The 18,898-nt window shown below is 61.9% G+C and carries 11 protein-coding genes; 5 read left to right on the forward strand and 6 right to left on the reverse strand.

Going from position 1 to position 18,898, the window contains the following annotated elements; translation table 11 throughout:
- Together BV034_RS04650 and BV034_RS04655 are read left to right on the forward strand one after the other, a co-directional pair.
- Window positions 1–2,479: hypothetical protein (locus tag BV034_RS04650; protein WP_265592624.1), on the forward strand; the 2,479-nt coding region annotated here is incomplete at its 5' end.
- Between the two features lie 67 nt (window positions 2,480–2,546).
- Window positions 2,547–7,667 (forward strand): hypothetical protein, encoded by a 5,121-nt coding sequence (locus BV034_RS04655; RefSeq protein ID WP_050024603.1) that lies wholly within the window; start codon window positions 2,547–2,549, stop codon window positions 7,665–7,667.
- Between the two features lie 6 nt (window positions 7,668–7,673).
- On the opposite strand, the gene BV034_RS35655 is transcribed toward BV034_RS04655, so the two are convergent.
- Together BV034_RS35655 and BV034_RS04660 are read right to left on the reverse strand one after the other, a co-directional pair.
- Window positions 7,674–7,907 carry a hypothetical protein gene (locus BV034_RS35655; RefSeq protein WP_265592625.1) on the reverse strand — a complete coding sequence of 78 codons (234 nt, stop codon included), beginning with the start codon at window positions 7,905–7,907 and terminating at the stop codon, window positions 7,674–7,676.
- A gap of 63 nt (window positions 7,908–7,970) precedes the next feature.
- The gene (locus tag BV034_RS04660; protein WP_265592626.1) at window positions 7,971–9,749 is read right to left on the reverse strand and encodes an NAD(P)H-dependent oxidoreductase; all 1,779 of its coding nucleotides are present in this window, start codon (window positions 9,747–9,749) and stop codon (window positions 7,971–7,973) included.
- Between the two features lie 416 nt (window positions 9,750–10,165).
- On the opposite strand from BV034_RS04660, the gene BV034_RS04670 reads away from it, so the two are divergent.
- Window positions 10,166–11,527 (forward strand): Gfo/Idh/MocA family oxidoreductase, encoded by a 1,362-nt coding sequence (locus BV034_RS04670; RefSeq protein WP_050024608.1) that lies wholly within the window; start codon window positions 10,166–10,168, stop codon window positions 11,525–11,527.
- Window positions 11,528–11,630: 103 nt separating this feature from the next.
- On the opposite strand, the gene BV034_RS04675 is transcribed toward BV034_RS04670, so the two are convergent.
- On the reverse strand, window positions 11,631–12,011 hold the full coding sequence (locus tag BV034_RS04675; protein WP_050024610.1) for a hypothetical protein: 381 nt from the start codon (window positions 12,009–12,011) through the stop codon (window positions 11,631–11,633).
- A 78-nt stretch (window positions 12,012–12,089) separates the two neighbouring features.
- Between BV034_RS04675 and BV034_RS04680 the strand changes: the two genes are divergently transcribed.
- Window positions 12,090–12,779: a pseudouridine synthase gene (locus BV034_RS04680; protein WP_050024612.1), complete on the forward strand. Its 690-nt coding sequence runs from the start codon at window positions 12,090–12,092 to the stop codon at window positions 12,777–12,779.
- 243 nt (window positions 12,780–13,022) lie between these two features.
- On the opposite strand, the gene BV034_RS04685 is transcribed toward BV034_RS04680, so the two are convergent.
- A complete protein-coding gene (locus tag BV034_RS04685) occupies window positions 13,023–14,003 on the reverse strand; it encodes a sugar phosphate isomerase/epimerase family protein (protein ID WP_050024614.1) in 981 nt (326 codons plus the stop codon).
- A 370-nt stretch (window positions 14,004–14,373) separates the two neighbouring features.
- Between BV034_RS04685 and BV034_RS04690 the strand changes: the two genes are divergently transcribed.
- Complete coding sequence (locus tag BV034_RS04690; protein WP_050024615.1) at window positions 14,374–14,934, forward strand: suppressor of fused domain protein; 561 nt, start codon at window positions 14,374–14,376, stop codon at window positions 14,932–14,934.
- 243 nt (window positions 14,935–15,177) lie between these two features.
- On the opposite strand, the gene BV034_RS04695 is transcribed toward BV034_RS04690, so the two are convergent.
- Complete coding sequence (locus BV034_RS04695; protein ID WP_050024617.1) at window positions 15,178–16,680, reverse strand: hypothetical protein; 1,503 nt, start codon at window positions 16,678–16,680, stop codon at window positions 15,178–15,180.
- A gap of 129 nt (window positions 16,681–16,809) precedes the next feature.
- The coding region (locus tag BV034_RS04700; protein ID WP_050024619.1) for a TonB-dependent siderophore receptor at window positions 16,810–18,898 on the reverse strand (2,089 nt) is incomplete at its 5' end.

The raw sequence follows: 18,898 nt of genomic DNA on the forward strand, positions 1-18,898 counted from the left end.
AGGTGGGAGCAGCGGATCTCCAGCGGGATGGCCGGGATCTGGTTCTGCTGAAGAAACGGTGTCTGCCGAGGAAGTGGAAAAATCCCTGGGCTCGGGCGATCTCGCCGGTGCGGCCAAGGCGCTCGACACGTTGTTGTCAGAGGCGTCACCGCGTCCGGTGCAGGAGCCGCATCTTGTGGCGACCTTTAGTACGAATGCCACAGGTGCACCGAAAAAGATCGAAGCCCTTTTGAAACAACCTGGGAATGTCCGGACCGCCGGGTTGCTCCTGGCCAGACTTCAGGCGGATCATGACGGGACGCTGGGTGTCCCTGGTCCGACGACGATCTCCCTGATGGCGGCTGCTCTGGAAGGGGCGTGGATGAGGTCTGGTGGCCTTGTCGAACCTGTGGCGGCCGCCAAGGGCGCCTTGTCTGACTTCGCAGTGGCCCTGAAAGAAGGGCAGGGCGAACTGTCGTCCACTGTTTATCTGGAGTTCCTGAAGCGGCTGCCGGACCGTAGCCGTCAGGCAGTGCTGGCATGGGCGGAGAAAACGGACGCGGGCTCACCGCAGCACACCCAGGCACAAGCCATGGTGGCAGTCTGGTCACTGAAAGAGGGCGCATCCGGCAGGAAACGATCGGGCGGCACGGCCCAATGGGAGCGCATCTCCCAGTTCGTGAACAACCCCGCGGCTTTCGCCCGGGCACGTTTTGGTGTGGCAGCGTACTGGTGTCGTGAGTCTCCCGAATCGGTTCCCGCAACGGTGGTGGTGCCTGCCGCCAGGCTCGGACTGCAATTCTGGGCCCGGGATGAGTACTTTCATGAACCCGATTTGTCTGGCGTTTTGATCCGCTTTGGCGAGGCGGAGGGCGGGAAGGAATGGGACGCCGTGGCCGGGCAATTCCAGTCGGAGTGGGAGCGGCGCACCTTCGCCATGAAGAACGGCCGCAGCCGCAGCAACAACATGGATGCCATTCATGCCTCGATCTCCATCTTGGCCCGGATGGGAAGGGAAACGGACTTGGACTTGATGTTCGAGACCTACAAGTACTCGGTGGCGGAGGACCTCTGGCCTGTGGCGTTGATGGTGCAGCAGGGGATGATTGAGGCGGCCGCGTCCAGGCTCAGAGGAAACTGGGCAGTCCTGACGGGAGTGCCGCTTGGTTCCGCGAAAACACCGCTGCTGCCGATGCCTTCACCCGAACGGGTGGCCGCGTTCGTCAAGGCCTTCGGTCCGGAAGAAAAGGAGCTGGCCCTGCTGGCAGAGCAGATCCTCTTGTCCGGTGGCGTGGTGCGGCAGGTTGACCGGAGCGACATTTTTTCCGGCGAAGGTGAACAGCGCATGGAGAACCTTGCACGTCGGGCGGCTGAGATGCGGGTGACAGACCGCAAGCTGCGCCGCGTGTTGCATGCTCGCATCGTGCAGGCATCACCCAAGTGTCTCAGTATATTGGCGGCGCACATCAAGGAGGATGTCAGCGATGCCGTTCTCAATCTGGAGAGCTATGGACCGAGCCGGGCTGGCGTGTGGCCGGTGGAAGTCATGGCGATGGATGCTGCGCTCAAGGTGCTGGCCGGCGATGACACCGCCGTCTCGGAGAACCTCCAGCTGATCAAGGACGCCATCCGTCGGAAGCCGTCTTTGGGGAGTGCGATAAGAGAGATTGCCATGGGAGCCTATCTGCTGAGGGTGATGGAGTGTGTGGTGCATGAGGTTCCCAACCTTTCGAATGAACGAAGGAGGGCACTGTTTGAGCCCATTCTGCTGGAACTGAAACGGGCGGAAAACATCACCTCGGGCTCGGGATTGCACGGAGCCCATTGGCTGGTGACGTGGTGGATGGAGGGGACAGGTCAGGATGTGGTGGGGCTGCCCTCAGTGCGCTCAACCTTCCGCTCTCAAGCTGATCTTCTGGGCCGCGTCAGGCTCATCATGCAGCGGATAGTGGGCAAAGGTGATTGCCGGTTGTCCCAACTTGAGCGGATCAAGCTCATGATGGTGGCCATGAACCGGCCAGAATTCCAGGCGGATGTGACTCCTCAAGGCAATGTGTCGCCCGCCTTGGAGAGTCTCTACTTTTTGCTCAGTCCGGAGGAGATCCTGCAGTTTGGAAATGAGCTTTCTACAGGATGCAAAACAGGTGGTCGCAAGACTTATGAGATGGCGATGATTGCCATGAGCCAGGGAAAAGATGACACAGCCCTGGCTTTGCTGAAGCTTGCGGAAAACGAAGTGAACGTGGGGCCCAATGGCGAGTTCCGATATGCATCACGATCCGCCACGCGCAAGCCTCCGACCTTCTTCACACCTCCCCGACCGGGTGCGAAGATTAGCTGGTCCACCGAGTGGGTCTATGAAGAGCAGGTGGTGGCTTTGCTGCGGCTCAACCGCAATGAAGATGCTGCAGCCGCGCTGAACATGGTGGCTGATGCACCATTCCTGACCCCCTTGAAACCTGGGCTTGCCAGGATAGTGGCGGCCCGGGCCAAGCCGTAGCTTCAGGTCTGACGTAAACGGTGCTCATGCATTGCGTGTTCCGGTTTGCCTGTGGTAAAACCGGAATATGCGATTTTTTACATGCTTCCTGAGCACCTGGTTGCTGGCTGCGGCGTTGAGCGCGGCTGAGACACCTGAGGCCGATTTACAAAAGGCCCAAGAGCAGATCGCCGCTGGGAAGTCGCAGGAGGCGGCGCGTACTCTGGACCAGCTGATGGAGCGCAAGGACCTGGAGGATACGATCCGGGAGCGGGTGATCCGGGTGCAATTGGAAGGCCATCTTTTGGACGATGCTGCCAGAAACGCGGAGAGGCTGGTGAAACGTTCCGGCCAGTCGCCGCCCAAGCTCGCTCATCAGAAACTTCTGGAAGAGGTGATGGCGGGTCACATCAAGGAGATGGATCGAATCCTCGCTATGAAGACGTGGGCGGATGTGGGACAGAGCGAGTATGATTTCCACAGTGGTCTGCCCAAGGTGATGCGTCGGGCCGTGAGGGTGGACCGGGCCAAAACGGAGGCGGTGCTCAAGCACGCCTATGCGCTGCTGAAACAGAGCCCAGAAGAGCAGAATGCCATCCAGGCGGGGAGTGGGGATGGTCCGGCAAACCAGTACCTGATGAAGATGGGATGTGTACCGCAGCTGATGCGTCAGGTGCTGGATCTGGCGGATGCCTCAGGGATCTCACGCGTGCCGGACTGGAGCTCCATGTACATCGCCCAGATGCAGGGTGAGGAGGAGATGAGAGACCCCGCGCATGCGTTCAGCATCCTTCAGGGAACTCCCATTGTGGCAGAAGTCGGTGAGTTCAGAGACCTCGCCTTGCGGGGATCCTCGTGGGAAACGGCGGTGGGCGAGATTGCCTCCTGGTTCCGCTGGGACCAGTACAGTGACTTGAAGAAGCAGGTGCTGACAGATCTGGCCTCCCGCCAGCCCCGCACCTTTGGCTCGGAACTCACCGAGTGCCTCATCGGCGATGAGGACGACAACCGGATGATGACAGCCTTCCTCAAGCGACGTCGCGAAGACCTGGGCCGGCTGACGGATGAGGCCGCGAGCAATTTGCTCGCGCTGCTGGGCACGCGCTATTATGCCATCACTTCCCCCGCGCCGCTGGATCCGGCATTGAAAGAACTGCTGGATCCGCTTCTGGAAGCAGAGAACTGGCATTTGGACTCTGTGCGGTTCACCTGGCAGAAGAGGAAGGGGTTCGATGAACTTAAGCTGGACCCGCACTCAGCCGCATTGGAGGCACATCACATCTTCCGTCGGCTGGCGGTCCGGGATCGTGGTCTGGCCCAGCAGTTTCTTGAGGATGGGGTGCGGCTTTTCCGGACGTTGCCGGGCAAAGAAGGCGAGAATGGAGCCAAGGAATTGCTGCAGGAGGCGGCAGAAGAGCCTGAGATGCTGGAGGCGGTGCTCAAGCTCGCTGCACGCGAAGGCTTCACCCAGCAGGGAGACTGGCTGTCCACCACCTTGTTCCGGGCCTGGCGTCCGGGGGATCATGTGGATCAGCCGCAGCGCATGATCACGTTTCTGGCGGCGGCCGGCACCTTGGGGAATGCCAGTGACTTTACCCGGTACTGGCGTGTTGATGAGCCGCATGACAAAGGTTTTGTGAAGCGCATCCTGAGCACCTTCGCAGGCCGCCCAAGTGCGGGGAAAGTCTTCCTGCCTGTGTTGATGGCTCACAAACCCCGCACGTTTGGCGCGGATGTGCTGCAAGCGTTGCTCAATCCGGTGTATGAGCGGAACCTGACCCAGGTGGTGGCGCAGTACCGGACGGAGCTGGAAGCGCTGCCTGCGGATCGTCAGGCGGAGCTGGCCCGTTTTCTATCCCTTTGGGTTCGTGACCTGGATGCTCTGGCTCTAGCGGCTCCTGGACTCGCGGTCGGGCTGAAGCTGCATCAGTCAGAGAAGAATGAATCGGCACAGAGCCTGGTGGATCGCATCCTCAATGCCGCACAGATGAAGGAGCTCTTTGAGGGCGCTTCGCCCCACGATATGGATATGCGCTCTGGGACAGGGTTGCCGTCTGGCCGTTCCGGGGCCGTTATGATCAGGGCCGCAGAGGCCATCGCCGCCGTTCACGCCAAGGATCCCAAGCGGGCTGGGGAGGCTTTCCAGAAGCTGACCCAACTCGTCGAGAACAGCGACAACATGAACCTGCCTGCCCCCACGAAGCTTCAAAGCGGCTCTGTGGGTGCCTGGCTGCTGGTCGCGGCGGATCACCCGCAGCTCCTGCCGTGGGTGGTGCAAACCGCGAACAGGATCTCCGCCAATCCCGAGTTCATCTGGCTGCAGCGGGTGGAGGAGCGGATGTTCCCGGCGGCAGGTTTCCTCGATCCCAAGGTCGCCGTGCGGTTGCTGGAGAAGTATCAGCTGCTGGTGCAGGTTGACCAGTTTTCCCCGCTGGTCTTCGCCCCGGGGCGGCATCAGGTGGAGATGGTGGTGCGGCGCATCCGTGCCCTGCCCCCGGAGGCCCGCGCAGCATTCGCGGTTGAACTGCAGAAGCGACAGCCTGCCACCTTCGGCGCAGACTTCTTCGCCTCGTTGTGTCAGAAAGACCTTCAGGGGGCTTCCAGCGTGTTGAATGCCCGGTCGGCGGACATCGGGCGTGCGGATGGCGGCAGGAAGCAGATGCTGCTGCTTTCCCTGAACAGCGTCTTTCCCGGCCTGCTCAAGGAAAAGTTTGAGATGGCGCGCGAGGGGGCGCTGGGTCTGCTGCTGAAGCATGAGGATGAGCTGGAGCTGAAGTATCTGGAGGCCCTGCGTGCCCGCGCCGCTCCGGGTTCGATGTTGCAACCGCTCCGGGGAGTCTCCTCCGTGACCGGCAGGGAGCTCCGCAGGCTGCTCGATGCGGGAGACCGGGCGACGGCGGAGTCCTTCTTTGAAATGGCAGTGACGAGTGGATCTGCCGCGTCCCGGGCCGAGCCTCATCGCATGACCGTGTTCGTGCTTAATCCGGTGCTTGCCTCCACCCGGGTGCAGACGTTGTTGCGCGACGGGCGCGCCCGGATGGCCGGCTTTGTGTGGCAGCGGCTGCAGGCCGACACCACCGGGCAGCTCGGCGTTCCGGGTCCTTTCATGGCCTCGCTTGCCGCGGACGGGCTGCATGACTCCTGGCTGGATGCCGGGGGGTGGGCAGACGCGGCCGGGGCCGCCCGCAGCATGCTGGCGGAGTTTGCCTCCGGGTTCAAGGAGGCACCGCCGGTGGCGGCGGCCCCGGTGTTTGGTAGTTTCCTGAATCTGGTGCCTGAACCATCCCGGAAGGAGATCCTGACGTGGGCGCTGGCGGACCCGGGGAGCGGGCCAGAGGGCGCGTTGATCCGCGAACTCGCGGTGGCGGGTGCCTTGCAAGACGCTCTTCAAAAGGGCGACAAGGCGGGCATGGAGCGTGGGTGGGCGCACTATGCAGGCAAGCTGGCGGATGCTCCCCGTCTGCAGCTTGGCCTGACCATCTACTGGTGCCAGCAGGCTGCTGCCGCTCAGGTGCCTTCCTCGCTGGTCCTCCCCGCCACACGGACGGCGGTGGATTGCTGGAAGAGGGGGCACTATCTGCCAGTGGCAGAGTTTGCCGTGATGTTTGAGTCCTTTGCCACTGCACCAGACGACACAGGCTGGGAGGCTGTAGCGAAGGATTTTGCCGGGGAATGGCAGACCCATGCCGGGAATGCCACGAAGGGCCGGATCACCTCCATCCAGCCAGATTCCGTGCATGCCACGCTGGGCATCCTGGCAAGGCTTGGGGACACAGAGGCTCTGGACCTGTGCGAGCAGGTGAACAAATCCCCCTATGCCCAGGAGTCGTGGCTCGTGGCCGTGCTGGCGGCGCGGGGGCAACCGTCGCGTGCCGCTGCCCTGCTGAGTGCCGGGTGGTCCCGCATCGCGGCCTTCAGCCTCCAGCCCGTGCGTGAGGCCCCGGCCAGCCCGCTGCCGGACAAGGATGCTGTGGCCGCCTTCGCCAGGGCATTTCAGCCGGAGCAGAGTGATCTGGCTCTACTGGGTGAGTGCGCCCTGCTTCAAGACTCACGACCGCGAGATCGAGACGGTCAGGATGCTGCGGCGTCAAAGCAGTGGGAGGGACTGATGTCGGACTTGGTGGATCGCGTCGCCAGGACTCCTGTGCAGGATGCTTCCGTGCGTCGATCTCTGTACGCCCTGATCCTGAGGACCAGCCCCCGGCAGCTCTCGCGTCTGGCAGCGTTGATCGCTGAGCAGGCTGAGCTGGCAGTGCCAGGCCTGGAGAAGTATCAGCCGGACACCGCAGAGGCCTGGCCGGTAGAGATGCTGGCCCTTCATGCCGCGGCGCGGCTGCTGGACGGGGCTGAGACATCCGTTGTTTCCAAGGACCTGCAGCTCATCAATGACGTGCTGCGTGGATCCAGCTCGTCGACGAGTTCTTACCCGCGCAGTCGGGCCTCCATGCACTATCTGATGCGGCTGGTGGAGACTTTGGCCCCCGCTTGGCCCAATTTGTCCAGTGAACGTCGGAACGCCGTGATGTCGATGGTCGGGGAGAGCCTGCCCACTTCGTCTTCCACGATCTCCTCCACTGAACTCGAATCACTGAGGTGGTTGATAGACTCTTGGAGGGAGGCATCTGGGCAACCGCCGCTGCAGACGTCCGCCAAACCGTCCACCGGCCGGTTTTCGCCCCCCACGCTGACCCGGCTGAAAGACTTGATGGCCCAGATGGGGGCGGAAGGGAAATCCCGCCTCCCGCTGGACTTCCGATTGAAGTGGACGCTCACGGTGCTCAACCGGCCCGAAATGCAGGTCGATCTTGCCCAGACATCGTCATCACTGCCGGTGGTTCTCGCTTCTCTCTCCCTGCTCAGTGCTGAGGAGGCGGTGGCATCCGCGAATCAATTGGTTGACGGCTTGAACCAAGGTGGTCGCACCGGTTATGATCTCGCCGCCATGGCGTTTGCAACGGCAGGGGCGCAGAAGGCGGTGGAGATAATGGAACTGGCCGGTCGTGAAGCGCAGGCACGTGCCAGCACCGCCGTTAGCCAGGCTGTGCCAACCGCAGAGGCCCTGTTGCTGCGCAAGGCTGCGCTCTTGATCAAGCTGGGGCGTGCTCAAGAGGCGTTGACCTTGCTGAACGGTGTGTCTGATGCCTCCTCGGTGCCGGGCAAGAAAGGGCTCGTCAACCTGGCCGGATCGGCATCCGCCGCGGCACCGTGAAACTTCTTATGACGGGCTGTTGCCACTTGACCCGCTGCCGGTGGGGAATCCGCTGCCTGGCGTGAGCACCTCACCGGGCTTGGGTTCGCCAGAAGGTTCGGTGGGGATCGCTGGTTTGCTTTCTCCGGGCTCAGGCAGGACGTTGTTTGGCTGGGGTGGCTCGGGAGGAGTCTGGGGCTTGCATTGGCACAGTGCCAACAAGGAGGCAACGGTCACCACGGGAAGGAGTAGGGATTTCATGGAAGCGGACGGGGTTCTCTGAGAGATCGTCCTCCCTTGGCTGGCTGGTTCCCTTCCCATCCCTCAGCCCAGCAAGGGGGCCAACACGAACCAGAGCATGAAAGCGAGGGCGCGGAACATCAGGCCATCAATACGGCCGGAGTGGGGACGCGCCAGATAGTCCAGGATGCCGCGGGAAAGCCAGCCCGCGTGCAACACCAGGGGCAGCGTGAGCCACCAACCGCTGAAGGGGATGAGGGCGAGATGCAGCAGGGTGGCAGCCACCGTCATGGCCAGGGCCACCTTGGTCAGCGTGCGTCGGCCCAGACGGACGGCAAGAGTGTCTTTGCCCACCGCAACATCGGCTTCCAGATCCGGCAGGCCTGCCAGCAGGATGGCCGGCAGCACGGCAAAGAACAGGGGGGCGGAGAGCGCCCAGGGGATCAGGTTAGTCATCGAACCCGCCTGCGAGGCGTAGCCGATGAGAAGCACAATCACGCTGTGGGTGAGGGCCACGGTGATCTCACCCAGGCCCCTCGAAGCCAGCCGGAGGGGAGGAGCGCTGTAGCCGATGCCCAGACCGAGTGCCAAGCCCAGCAGCAGCGCGAGCGCACCACCCTGCGCCGGGCCTGCAAAACAGAGCGCCGCCATGGTGGCCAGCAACACGCCGAGCGCAAGATTGCGTCCCCGCAGCAGCCGCGGGATGCTCATGCGGCCTTCCACCAGCACGCGGGAGCCACCGGTGAAGGGGCCATGGTGTTTATTCCTCGAATCCGTTGGCAGATCATGCCACTCGTTGGTGAGCACGGAGATGAACTGCGCCATCGCCACCCCCAGGAGGGCAAGCAGCAAGGAGCCCCAGTGCAGAGGCGCTGCGGTGAGCTTCGAGGCGGTCAGGGCACCGAGCACGACTGCCAGCGCGGGGAAGATTTGGAAGTGCAGCCGGGCAATGTCCGTCCACGCTCTCAGAGTGGGGCGCCAGCCCGTGCGGTGCCAGACCTCTGCTTCGCGTCCGCTTTGAGCTGCCTCATCCAGCCAGCGGGATCGGGTTGCCGGGGTGCTGCCGCGGACGGGACCCATCAGAATGGTGCGAGCTCGCTTGATGCCGCAGAAGCCCAGCGTGGCATCACGCACGGCACGCACTGCAGGAGCGCCCAAGACAGTGCGGAACACCCACTGCGGGGTGTCCATGGTGATCAAAAGATCCGCAGTGCGTCCGCCCAACAGGCCGTCCCAGCCGCCTTCCTCCCGTTCGCGGAAAGCAAAGTCAGGCCGGAAGACGCGATCCAGAAATCCTTTGAGCAGCGCGGGGACTGAGCCCCACCAGACCGGAAAGACGAAGACGAGGTGATCCGCGTCCAGAATCTCCTGTTGCACTGCCTCCAAGCTTGGCTCCAGGGGCTGACCCCGCTCGTTGGGGTCAAAATCCAGCTCATGCAATCGGAGCAGTTTCACCGGGTGCCCGGCCGCGAGCGCGGCGTCAGCGTAGGCTTCGGCAAGGCCTTCACAGAGGCTGCCGTCGCGTGGGTGGCCGCAGATCACCGCCATCCGCATCTTTTCGACTGCGGGTGGAAAGGCCAGCGGCTCAGCAGCGGCAAAGAGGAGATTGGGCTCGGAGAGTTCTGGAGGGGGCTCGGGGGCCAGCGGGGTGTTGAAAGGGGTGGGCAGCTCTTCCTGATCCACCACCTCCTCTTCATCAAGGGTGAAGATACTCGTAGTTTTCAGCATCTCCTCCTCGGCTGCGACGCCAAGCGACGCCTCGCCCACCTCCGCAGCCACATCAGCGGCTTCAGCTTCATCAGCTCCCGCCAGACGGGGGATGCGGATCTTGATCGGTGGGCTGTCGTCAGTCGCTTCGCTCATGCCTGGGAAGTTATTCTTCGAGGCTTGGGCCAGTTTCGACTTTTATGAACTCCTCCGGGGAATCCAACGGCTTGTTGAGTTCCTCCGGCGGCCAGTCTTCTTTTTCAACGTCAATCATGGCAGTACTCCTTTTATGAATGAGACATCGGCGGTGGTGAAAGTGCTGGATGGGGATGGAATAGTTTTTGTTAATTAGTTATTAACTTTTCAGTATCAACTGTTCTCGATTCCGAATTGCGCGTGCTTTTGAACTATTTGCGTAGCACTCCGCAGAGGTTGGACATTTCACCTGATGCGTCGGTTCGGATGGGGCGCTGTCGGATTGACGGCCTCATTTTCCCGCGAAGACCCTCCACCCAGATACCGTAGTAAGTCATTCAAGCACAGGCAGTCCACTGCCTGCCTCTCCTCTCCACATGAACACCTCGCCTCCCTCGTCTTACGCTTCCGCCCAGGCCCGCACGTCCCGGCGGCACTTCCTTCAGACCAGCGCTGCCGCTTTGCTGGGAGCCCCGTTTGTCACCAGCGGCCTGCGCGCCGCCTCCCCGAATGGCAAACTTCGTCACGCAGCCTTCGGAGCCAGCGGTATGTCGTATGCGGACATCAGCTCGCTGTCGAAGCATCCGAAGTGGGAGCTCGTGGCGGTTTGCGATGTGGACACCTCCAAGTTTGATCGCATCAAGCAGGAGTTCCCCAACGCCCGTCTGTATCAAGACTGGCGCGAGCTGCTGGCCAAGGAAGAGGGGCAGATCGACAGTGTGAACGTCTCCGTGCCGGACCATATGCATGGTCCGATGATCCTGCCGTGCATTGCCAAAGGGTTGCACGTCTACGGACAGAAACCCCTCACGCAAAACCTGCATGAGTGCCGCGTGGTCACCGAGAAGGCCCGCGCCAAGGGCATCATGACCCAGATGGGCATCCAGGTTTCGTCTTCCTTCACCGAACGCATGGCCGTGCAGATGATCCAGGATGGCGCGATTGGGAAAGTGAAGGAAGTGCACACCTTCTCGAACAAGAAGTGGGGTGACATGGCCCCGGTGCCGCCGAATGCCGACCCCATTCCCGCGGGTTTCGACTGGGACAAATGGCTGGGCGTCGCCGCTGACCGACCCTTCATCAAGGGCTACTACCACCCTGGCAACTGGCGCAAACGTCGTGACTTCGGCACAGGTACGCTGGGCGACATGGGCTGCCACATGTTCAGCGGTTGGTATCGTGCGCTGAATCTGACCATGCCTCTCAGCGTGACCTCCACGGGCACACCTCCTCCCAATGCCACCAACTGGGCCATCGACGGCAAGGTGGAGTATGTGTATCCCGGCACGGAGTTCACGGCCGACAAGACGGTGAAAGTGACCTGGTACGATGGTGATCAAATGCCGCCCACCGAGGTGCAGCAGGCCATTGAAGGCAAGTGGCCTGGCCAGGGCAGCATTTACATCGGCACGGACGGCGTGCTCCTCTCCGCCCATGGCAGCACTCCCACGCTGCATGCCAAGGAGAAATTCAAAGGCTACAAGTATCCCCGTCTTGAGCCCCGGGATCACTGGGGTGAGTTCGTAGATTGCGCCCTCGCTGGTGGCAGCAAGAAGCCGAGTGCGAACTTTGACTACAGCGGTCCGATGACGGAAGCCGTGCTGCTGGGGTGCCTGGCCTCCATCTTCCCGAACAAGACGCTGGAGTGGGAGGCTGCGACTCAGACCTTCAAGAACTCGCCAGAGGCGACCGCGTTTGTGAAGCGCAGCTATCGTCCTGGTTGGGAACTGCCGGCGTAGGGGTGGTTTGGAGAGGGAGTCGATCTGTTAAAGGTTGGCTCCCTTTGGTTTCCGAACCCTGACACACCCGGCCAACACTGGTGCTCTCTGGTGGCGGATGAATCTAATTTTCCGCTTTTGAGAGGGTCTTGAGATTCACCCTGCGCCTGTAGATTGAGGCTAGCCCGAAGCCAGCCCCGGCCATCGAGGACAAGGCGGCTGTCCAGACCAGTGCGGCCGTCATCTTCGTCATCGCCAGGTGGGTTGCCTCCATATGACCATAGTCGCGGACCAGCTTGGAGATGACTGGTTGATCAGCGGGATCGGATGAAGACCGCTGGAGGTAGAATTGCAGGCTGGACGCTTTGAGCGGCGGATCACCCTGGAAGCGAAGGATGTTCTCGCGCAGGCGCAGTCCGGCATAAGACAAAAACACGAGGGTCACGATGAAGATCGTCACCGTGCCCCAAGAGTGGAGCGGGGGCCTGGACTCCGTTTTCTGCATGTATGAAAGCGTTGGATGGATTGCCCATGAAGTCAATTCCCGCATTGCGATGCCCCCCCGCCCGCTTCATAGGGATGGATGCCTTCTTTTCCCAGACTCGACCAGTTGCTCGCTTCACTCGGCTACGGTACCCGCCGTGAGGTCCGCAACATGGTGGATCGCGGTCTGGTGAAAGTGGATGGCGACGTGGCCGAGGACTTTGACGCCCGGGTTGATCCGACCAAGGTGACGGTGAAAGGGGAGTCGCTGGACGCGCCCTTTGGTTTGGTGGCGGTGTTTCACAAGCCAGTGGGCTATGTCTGCAGCCACGCCAGTGATGAAGGGCCCACGATTTACGACCTGCTTCCTAAGCGCTGGCCTTTTCGCAATCCGACTGTGACCAGCGTGGGGCGCTTGGATAAGGACACGAGCGGCATCCTGTTGCTGACGGACCAGGGAAAACTGGTGCAGAAGTGGACTTCACCCAAGTCGGAGATGGACAAGGTGTATGAAGTCACGGTGGACCGTCCGTTGGAGGAGAGGCTGATCGAAGTGTTCGCCGAGGGCACGCTCATGCTGGAGAGCGAGCACAAACCCTGCCTGCCGGCCAAGCTGGAGATCGTGGATGCCCTGCATGCCCGGCTGACCCTGCAAGAGGGGCGTTATCATCAGGTGCGCCGCATGTTCGCCAGTCAAGGCTGGCATGTGGAGGCGCTCCATCGTTCGCGTTTTGGCGAGTATGAACTGGACGGGCTGGGCGTCGGTGAGTGGCGGGTGCTGCCCTTGTAGGGCGGTGCGTCAGTTGGGGTTCGAGGTAATTTTTGAGTGTTGGGGAGGTGCGATCCTGACCGCGTAAACGCGGAACTCCAACCCTGCTATTGGATCGGAGAGGGTTGGAGTTCCGTCCCGCATGCGGGACGGTGAAGCTCTTCAAGGAACCTGTGGGATGCGTAGGCAGACGGATGTCCAGGAATTCCAAGACATCCATCACCTTGACCTCTGACGTACTGACCTACTGATGCACCGGCTCGATTAAGCGAGCGCCGAGCGCAGCTCCTTGAGCACCTCCAGCGTCTGCTTGATGCCGTCCATCTCGCTGGCTTTCACGCCTTCGTGTTCGATGCCGATGTAACCGTTGTATCCGGCGCCGATCACGATCTTGAGGATGCGCTCGAAGTCGAGCGTCACCTCGCGGCCTTCGCGGCGGTCTTCGGTGTAGAATTTCCCTGCGCCGGTGTTCCAGTCATAAGCTTTGGCGCTGACTGCTTGCTTCACCCAGGGCATGAACTCGCGCATGCCTTGATAGGGGTTATACAGTTCGCTGGCTTCGCGGTTGGTGTAGAAGTTGCCGAAGTCTGGGAGCACGCCGACGCGCGGGTGGTTGACGGCCTTCATCACGCCGGTGAGCCACTTGCCGTTGGAGGAGGTGCCGCCGTGGTTTTCCACCACGACAAAGAGACCGCGCTTGTCGCCTTCCACACACAGGGCGTGCAGGCCGTCTGCGGCCAATTTCAGCTGTTCCTCGGCGGGCAGCTTGGGGTTGCTGGCGGCATTCACGCGGATGCTGTGGCAGCCCAGGAAGACGGCGGCATCCAGCCACTTGAGGTGGTTTTCCACGGTCAGCTTGCGCTTGGCGTCATCGGGATCGCCCAGGTTGCCCTCGCGATCGCACATGATGAGGAGGCCTTTCACGCCCTCGCCCTCCTGGCGTTTCTTCATTTCGCCCAGATAGGCATGGTCCTTGGCCTTGTCGAAGAACATCTGGTTCACGTACTCCACGCCATCGATGCCGAAGCTGCGGGCCACCTTCACGAAGTCCAGGTGATCCAGTGGCTCTTCCCCGCCGCGCTTGAGGATGCGCTTGTTCAGGGACCATTCGGCCAGCGAGATCTTGAAGAGCTCCTTCTTGCCTTCGGCAGCGGAGACTACAGGAGCGGCGGCCAGGGCGGCGGCGGAAGCGGTCGCCAGTTTCAGAAAGGAGCGACGGGACGGGGAGGGACGATGCGGTGTCATGCGGCCTGCATTGAATGCCAGTCGCGGCAGGGATGCAAGCTTCCGCAGTTCCCGTGCTCGCCTGCCAAGGAACCTTGGATGCGGAAGGCGGCCAGACCGCCACAACTCCTTCGGAGTAGAATCTCAAACACCCCGTACCCAACGTGGGCTCGCTCGAAGCTCGCCAACGTTGGGCTTGTCGCCACATCCTCTTCGAGGAAGAACTTCGAATGAGCCGGTTCCTTGGCGGCCACCCCCAATTACGAGCGCGAGTGGTCGGTTCTCGTCAGGGGCGCGTTGTCAGGACAATGCGGCAGCGGGCTCAGATTTCTGTGTCCAGAATGCGGGAGATCGGCTTGAATCTGCGTCCTTCCTCTCGCGATAGACCGTCATGCCCAAGCCGCCTCACAAGACCTACCTCGACTTTCTCCGAAAATCGTTTGGCCAGCATGATGTCGTCCTCAAGCATGAGAGTCCCCAGGGAGGACGGGAAGTGTCTGTCTATGTCTTCCGGAACTTTCCCGAGCCCGGCATGATCACAGGCGTGACCTACGGCTTGAGTCTGGAGGCGGCTCCGGGTGAGGAGGCAGGGCAACCACGTCGGGAACTCATGATCTCCGTGGAATCGACCGACACCCTCTGGGCGTGGAATGCCGCTTTCTTCGCCGCGGAGTTTCGGGGCCAGCGCGGCTTTTTGAAGGGGGAGATGTTTTTCGCGGATGAGCCGCTCGCCAGCGACACCCGCATGGACGGGTTACTCGTGTACGCCCCCAACATTCTGCCTGCGGACCAGGCGAGGGTGAGGACGCCGCAGGGTGTGATTCAGTTCACCCAGCTCTATCCCATCTACCGGAGTGAACTGGTGGTTTATGAGCGCTACGGTCTGCCGGCGCTGTGGAATCACCCGGGGTTCGAGATCTACAATCCCAAACGTGAGCCGGTGGTGATTTGACCGGTAGCCGGACTTAGAACCTGTTTGGATAAAAACATCTGGGTGTGGCAGGATAAATTAAGGGATTAAGATAAGAGAGGCTTCGCCGAGGCTGAGATCTACCCCTCCGGGTTGCGGTCCTTTTGAGCCTGGACGGCGTTGCTCATCGGTTGTGAATCTCGATTCACGCCCTCTTCGCGCCTTGTCCAGACTCAAAATGCCTCGCAACACACCCAGCGTTTTTATCCAAACAGGTTCTTAGGGTCACGGCGCGCGCCGGAGGGTTCCCCTGCCGCCGTAGTAGATGGGGAGTTCCAGGTCGCCCACGTCATCCAATCGCTGGACCTGGGCCAGGCCGGGGTTCTGTGCGCAGGCGGCGTCCCAGTCTTGAAGAGAGGCCTCCCAACGTGTGCCGGGCTCCAGGCCATCCGGCGCTGCGGGTTTGCGATCGCGGAGGTGATCCAAGTACAGCAGCGCTTTTTGCGCTGGCTGGTCTGGCCCCGGGGCGAGCTCGATCACGAAAGACCTGAGCGCCGCGGCATAGGGCGTTTCGTGCGGGGCGATGGCCTTCGAGGCCTGCAGAATTTTGAACTGTCGGTTCGAGGCGGCAACCGTTTGAGGGGCCGGTGAAGGCGGTGATCCGGGCTCCCCGGCAAAGGCCAGACGGTCCAGGCTCAGCGGCGGCCAGGCTTCCAACGGCAGCAGCAGGCTGCGTTCTGCAAACACCATCAGCACCGTCTGGCGGCTGGCCCCATAGCCGGGCAGGATCTGGCAGCGACGAATGAACTCCCGCCGACAGGCCGCCGGACCTCCGCCGCTGATGGTGATCACATCTACCCCGTGTCCCAGGAGGCGGGCCAGTTGAGAAGGAAAGCCGCCGTGCACGGTGGGCGGGCCGTCTGTGGAATTAAACTCATCGATGCCATTGCTGTCGCAGAGCAGGGTCAACGGGCTGTTGGAATCCACCGGGTTCTTGGAAAGCACAGAAATCTGCAGGGGGCGAGGCGCCGCAATGGCGTGCTGGCTGGGCGGCATCCATTCTCGAATGAATGCCGTGTCCGCAGCCGCAAATGGTCCCCCTTTAGAAGGCAATAGGGAGGCGACCGTGGCGGCCCCCACCTCTGCTCCCAAGGGAGTCCAGTGGCTGTCACCGTGAAAGTAGCACAAGGTGCCCTTTCCCGCCGCTTTGCCCAGGGGCCGGCTGAGATCCACAAACTCGATGCCGGTGGCGCGCAACGCCTCGCCGAAAGCCCGGAGCTGGAGCGAAGCATCCGCTGGTTGTGGGTGGGGGGCGGTCTCACTCAGCCCCGGCACGCGATCGGGGTGGATCGCATAGGCCGCGGGCACCGGCATGACGATGAGGTGGATGCCTCTCGCTCGGAGGAGTTGGTGGAACTCCAGGATAGATGGCGTTTTTTCCAAGTACCGTGAGGCCGGGGCATTCAGGCTGGAGAGGCACTTTTTGTAGAGGCGGAATTCCTCTGTGGCCGGAATGAAATCCTCGCGTGGCCAGAGATTGGCGCGCAAGAGCGCGGCGCTGCGAGCCCGCAGGGCATTGATCCCGGCCAGTTGGGAAGGGGACAGTGTATTGACAACCGCCGCCAGGTCGGGGTCCTGCTCTGCTGGAAGGTAGGCAGACTGCCGCCAGAGGGTGCCCATCTGTCGCACCGCCGGCCATTTCCAGATGACCCCGGCAGCCAATACCACGAGCCCCAGCAGGATCAGCAGGCGGAGGGGGGACGGGCGCTTTCGGGAGCCGGAACTCATGAGCCGACAGCTAAGCCCGGCAGAGGGCTCTGCGCAATGCGCCAAAAAAATCACCCGGCCAGGAACAAGGTCCTGACCGGGTGAGGTGCAATCAAACCCGGAACAACCGGGTCGGAAAGGGAGGTGACGTCAGAACTTCCAGGTCACACTGGCGCTGACGTTGAACGGCTTGCCGGGCAGCACGTACAGGGAGTCATAGGAGCCTACAAAGTGCCGCTTGTCGAACACGTTGTTGAAGTTCACCTGCACGCGGAAGTCATCGCGCTCATAGTAGAGGGCGGTGTCCACGATGCCGTAGCTGGGGAGGTCGAAGGTGTTGTACGTGTCTCCGGACTGGCTGCTGTAGTAGCGGCCGCCGAGACCCACACCGAAGCCCTTGAGCGGGCCGTCCTGCACAGTGTACTTCAGCCAGGCGGTGACGGAGTGTTCTGGTACGCCCTGCAAGAGGGTGCCCACCGGGATGTCACTGTCCTTGGTGACCTCGGCATCGATGTAACTGTAGGCGGTGCTGAGCGTGAGGCCGGGGGCCAGTTCGGCGGCGGTCTCGAACTCGAAGCCACGGCTGCGCTGCTCACCGCTGACGGAGGCGTCAAACGGATCGGGGGTGCCTAGGTTCGAGGTGGCTACGTTCTCGCGGGTGAGCTGGTACACGGCAAGGAGACCCGTGACGCGGCCTTCCAGAAGGCTGTACTTGAGGCCGGCCTCCCAGTTTTCACCTTCCTCCGGGGCCACCGGGGCGCCGGAGACGTCGGTGGAGAACCACTGTGGCTTGAAGGAGCGGCTGTAGTTGCCGTAGGCGGCCAGACCGGGGATGAGCTCATAGGTGATGCCCGCCTTGGGGGTGAAGGCATCCTTGTCATCCTCAGCACCCGCGCCGGTTTCATACCAGGCCTTGTCATAGCGGCCGCCCAGGGTGAGCGTCAGCTTGTCCGTGAGTTTGGCATGTTCCTGGATGTAGAAGCCCAGGTTCGAGTATTCCGTGCGGGTGGCGGTGGTGAAACCGTACCCCGGGATGGAGCCCTGATACACGGGGCGGAAGATATCGATCGCAAAGTACGAGCCGGGGAAGTCCTCGTAGTTGATTTGCGCCGAGCGGTCCTTCGACTCGGACCAGTAGTAGTCCACCCCAAAGGTGAGGGAGTGTTTCACTGAACCCGTCTCAAACACGGCGTCCAGCGCAGTGTCCACGGCGAAGCGGTTCATTTTCTCCGAAAAGTCGTACGGATACTGATAGAGCGTGCGTCCATCGGCACCGAGCGTGGAGTTGTAGAGCATGTCATTCCAGTCCTGCTCCATGCGGCTGTACACCAGGTTCTGGCGGACGGAGAAAACGTCGTTGATCTGGTGCTCGAAGTCGTATCCGACGCGATAGCGGCGGAAGTCGAACTCATTGGTGCCGTTATCTGGAAGGCCCAGATAGCGGTTCACCGGCACTTCGCCAAAGGGGCTGTGCAATACCGACCCCACAGCGGGGAGCGGCATGGCGGAGATGCCGGTGTCCCGCATATAGCTGGCCAGGAGGGTGAGGCGGGTGGTGTCATCCCACTCGAACGTGATGGCCGGGGCAATGAACACGCGCTCGGTGTCCACGTAGTCCACATAGGAGCCCGAGTTGTTGTAGAGGGCAGTCAGACGGGCGTAGATGCCCAGGCCGGAGTCTGAGGTGGGGGCGGCTACCGGCTGCACTTGCTTGGCGCCTTTGGCTGCGGGAGCGGGGGCTGCGGCGGTGGTGGGTACCAGGAGGGGCACATTGATGTCGAACGTGCCTTCATAGCGGTCCCAAGTGCCGCCGGAAAAACCCATTTCTCCGCCGAATTCATGCTTCGGGCGTTTGCTGACGAGGTTGACCAGGCCGCCGAGAGGGGCCTGTCCGTAGAGCGTCGAGGCGGGTCCCTTGATCACTTCCACGCGCTCCAGCCCGTAGAGTTCTGGGCTGCGGCCGTAGTCGTTCCGGAGGCCGTCCCAAAAGGTGTTGAAGGCGGAATCAAAACCGCGGATGCGGTAGTAGTCCCAGCCTTCGTAGTTCCCGCCGATCGAGACGCCGGCGACGTTGCGAATGACTTCCTCCAGCTTGGTGGCGTCCTGGTCACGGATGATCGCTTCAGAGATCACCGAGATGGCCTGCGGCGTCTCGAGCAAAGGAGTGTCCGTCTTCAGCGCGCCCGTGGCGCTGACTGGGGCGGTGTAGGTCACGGCGGCGTCTTGGGCGGCCGTGACG

This window comes from Verrucomicrobium sp. BvORR034 (assembly GCF_000739635.1).
Lineage (GTDB): Bacteria > Verrucomicrobiota > Verrucomicrobiia > Verrucomicrobiales > Verrucomicrobiaceae > Verrucomicrobium.

Excerpts from the sequence above, each read along its gene's own strand:
- BV034_RS04670 (WP_050024608.1), top strand. The coding sequence starts at position 10,166 with ATGAACACCTCGCCTCCCTCGTCTTACGCTTCCGCCCAGGCCCGCACG.
- BV034_RS04675 (WP_050024610.1), bottom strand. The coding sequence starts at position 12,011 with ATGCAGAAAACGGAGTCCAGGCCCCCGCTCCACTCTTGGGGCACGGTG.
- BV034_RS35655 (WP_265592625.1), bottom strand. The coding sequence starts at position 7,907 with ATGAAATCCCTACTCCTTCCCGTGGTGACCGTTGCCTCCTTGTTGGCA.
- BV034_RS04685 (WP_050024614.1), bottom strand. The coding sequence starts at position 14,003 with ATGACACCGCATCGTCCCTCCCCGTCCCGTCGCTCCTTTCTGAAACTG.
- BV034_RS04655 (WP_050024603.1), top strand. The coding sequence starts at position 2,547 with ATGCGATTTTTTACATGCTTCCTGAGCACCTGGTTGCTGGCTGCGGCG.
- BV034_RS04680 (WP_050024612.1), top strand. The coding sequence starts at position 12,090 with ATGCCTTCTTTTCCCAGACTCGACCAGTTGCTCGCTTCACTCGGCTAC.
- BV034_RS04690 (WP_050024615.1), top strand. The coding sequence starts at position 14,374 with ATGCCCAAGCCGCCTCACAAGACCTACCTCGACTTTCTCCGAAAATCG.
- BV034_RS04660 (WP_265592626.1), bottom strand. The coding sequence starts at position 9,749 with ATGAGCGAAGCGACTGACGACAGCCCACCGATCAAGATCCGCATCCCC.
- BV034_RS04695 (WP_050024617.1), bottom strand. The coding sequence starts at position 16,680 with ATGAGTTCCGGCTCCCGAAAGCGCCCGTCCCCCCTCCGCCTGCTGATC.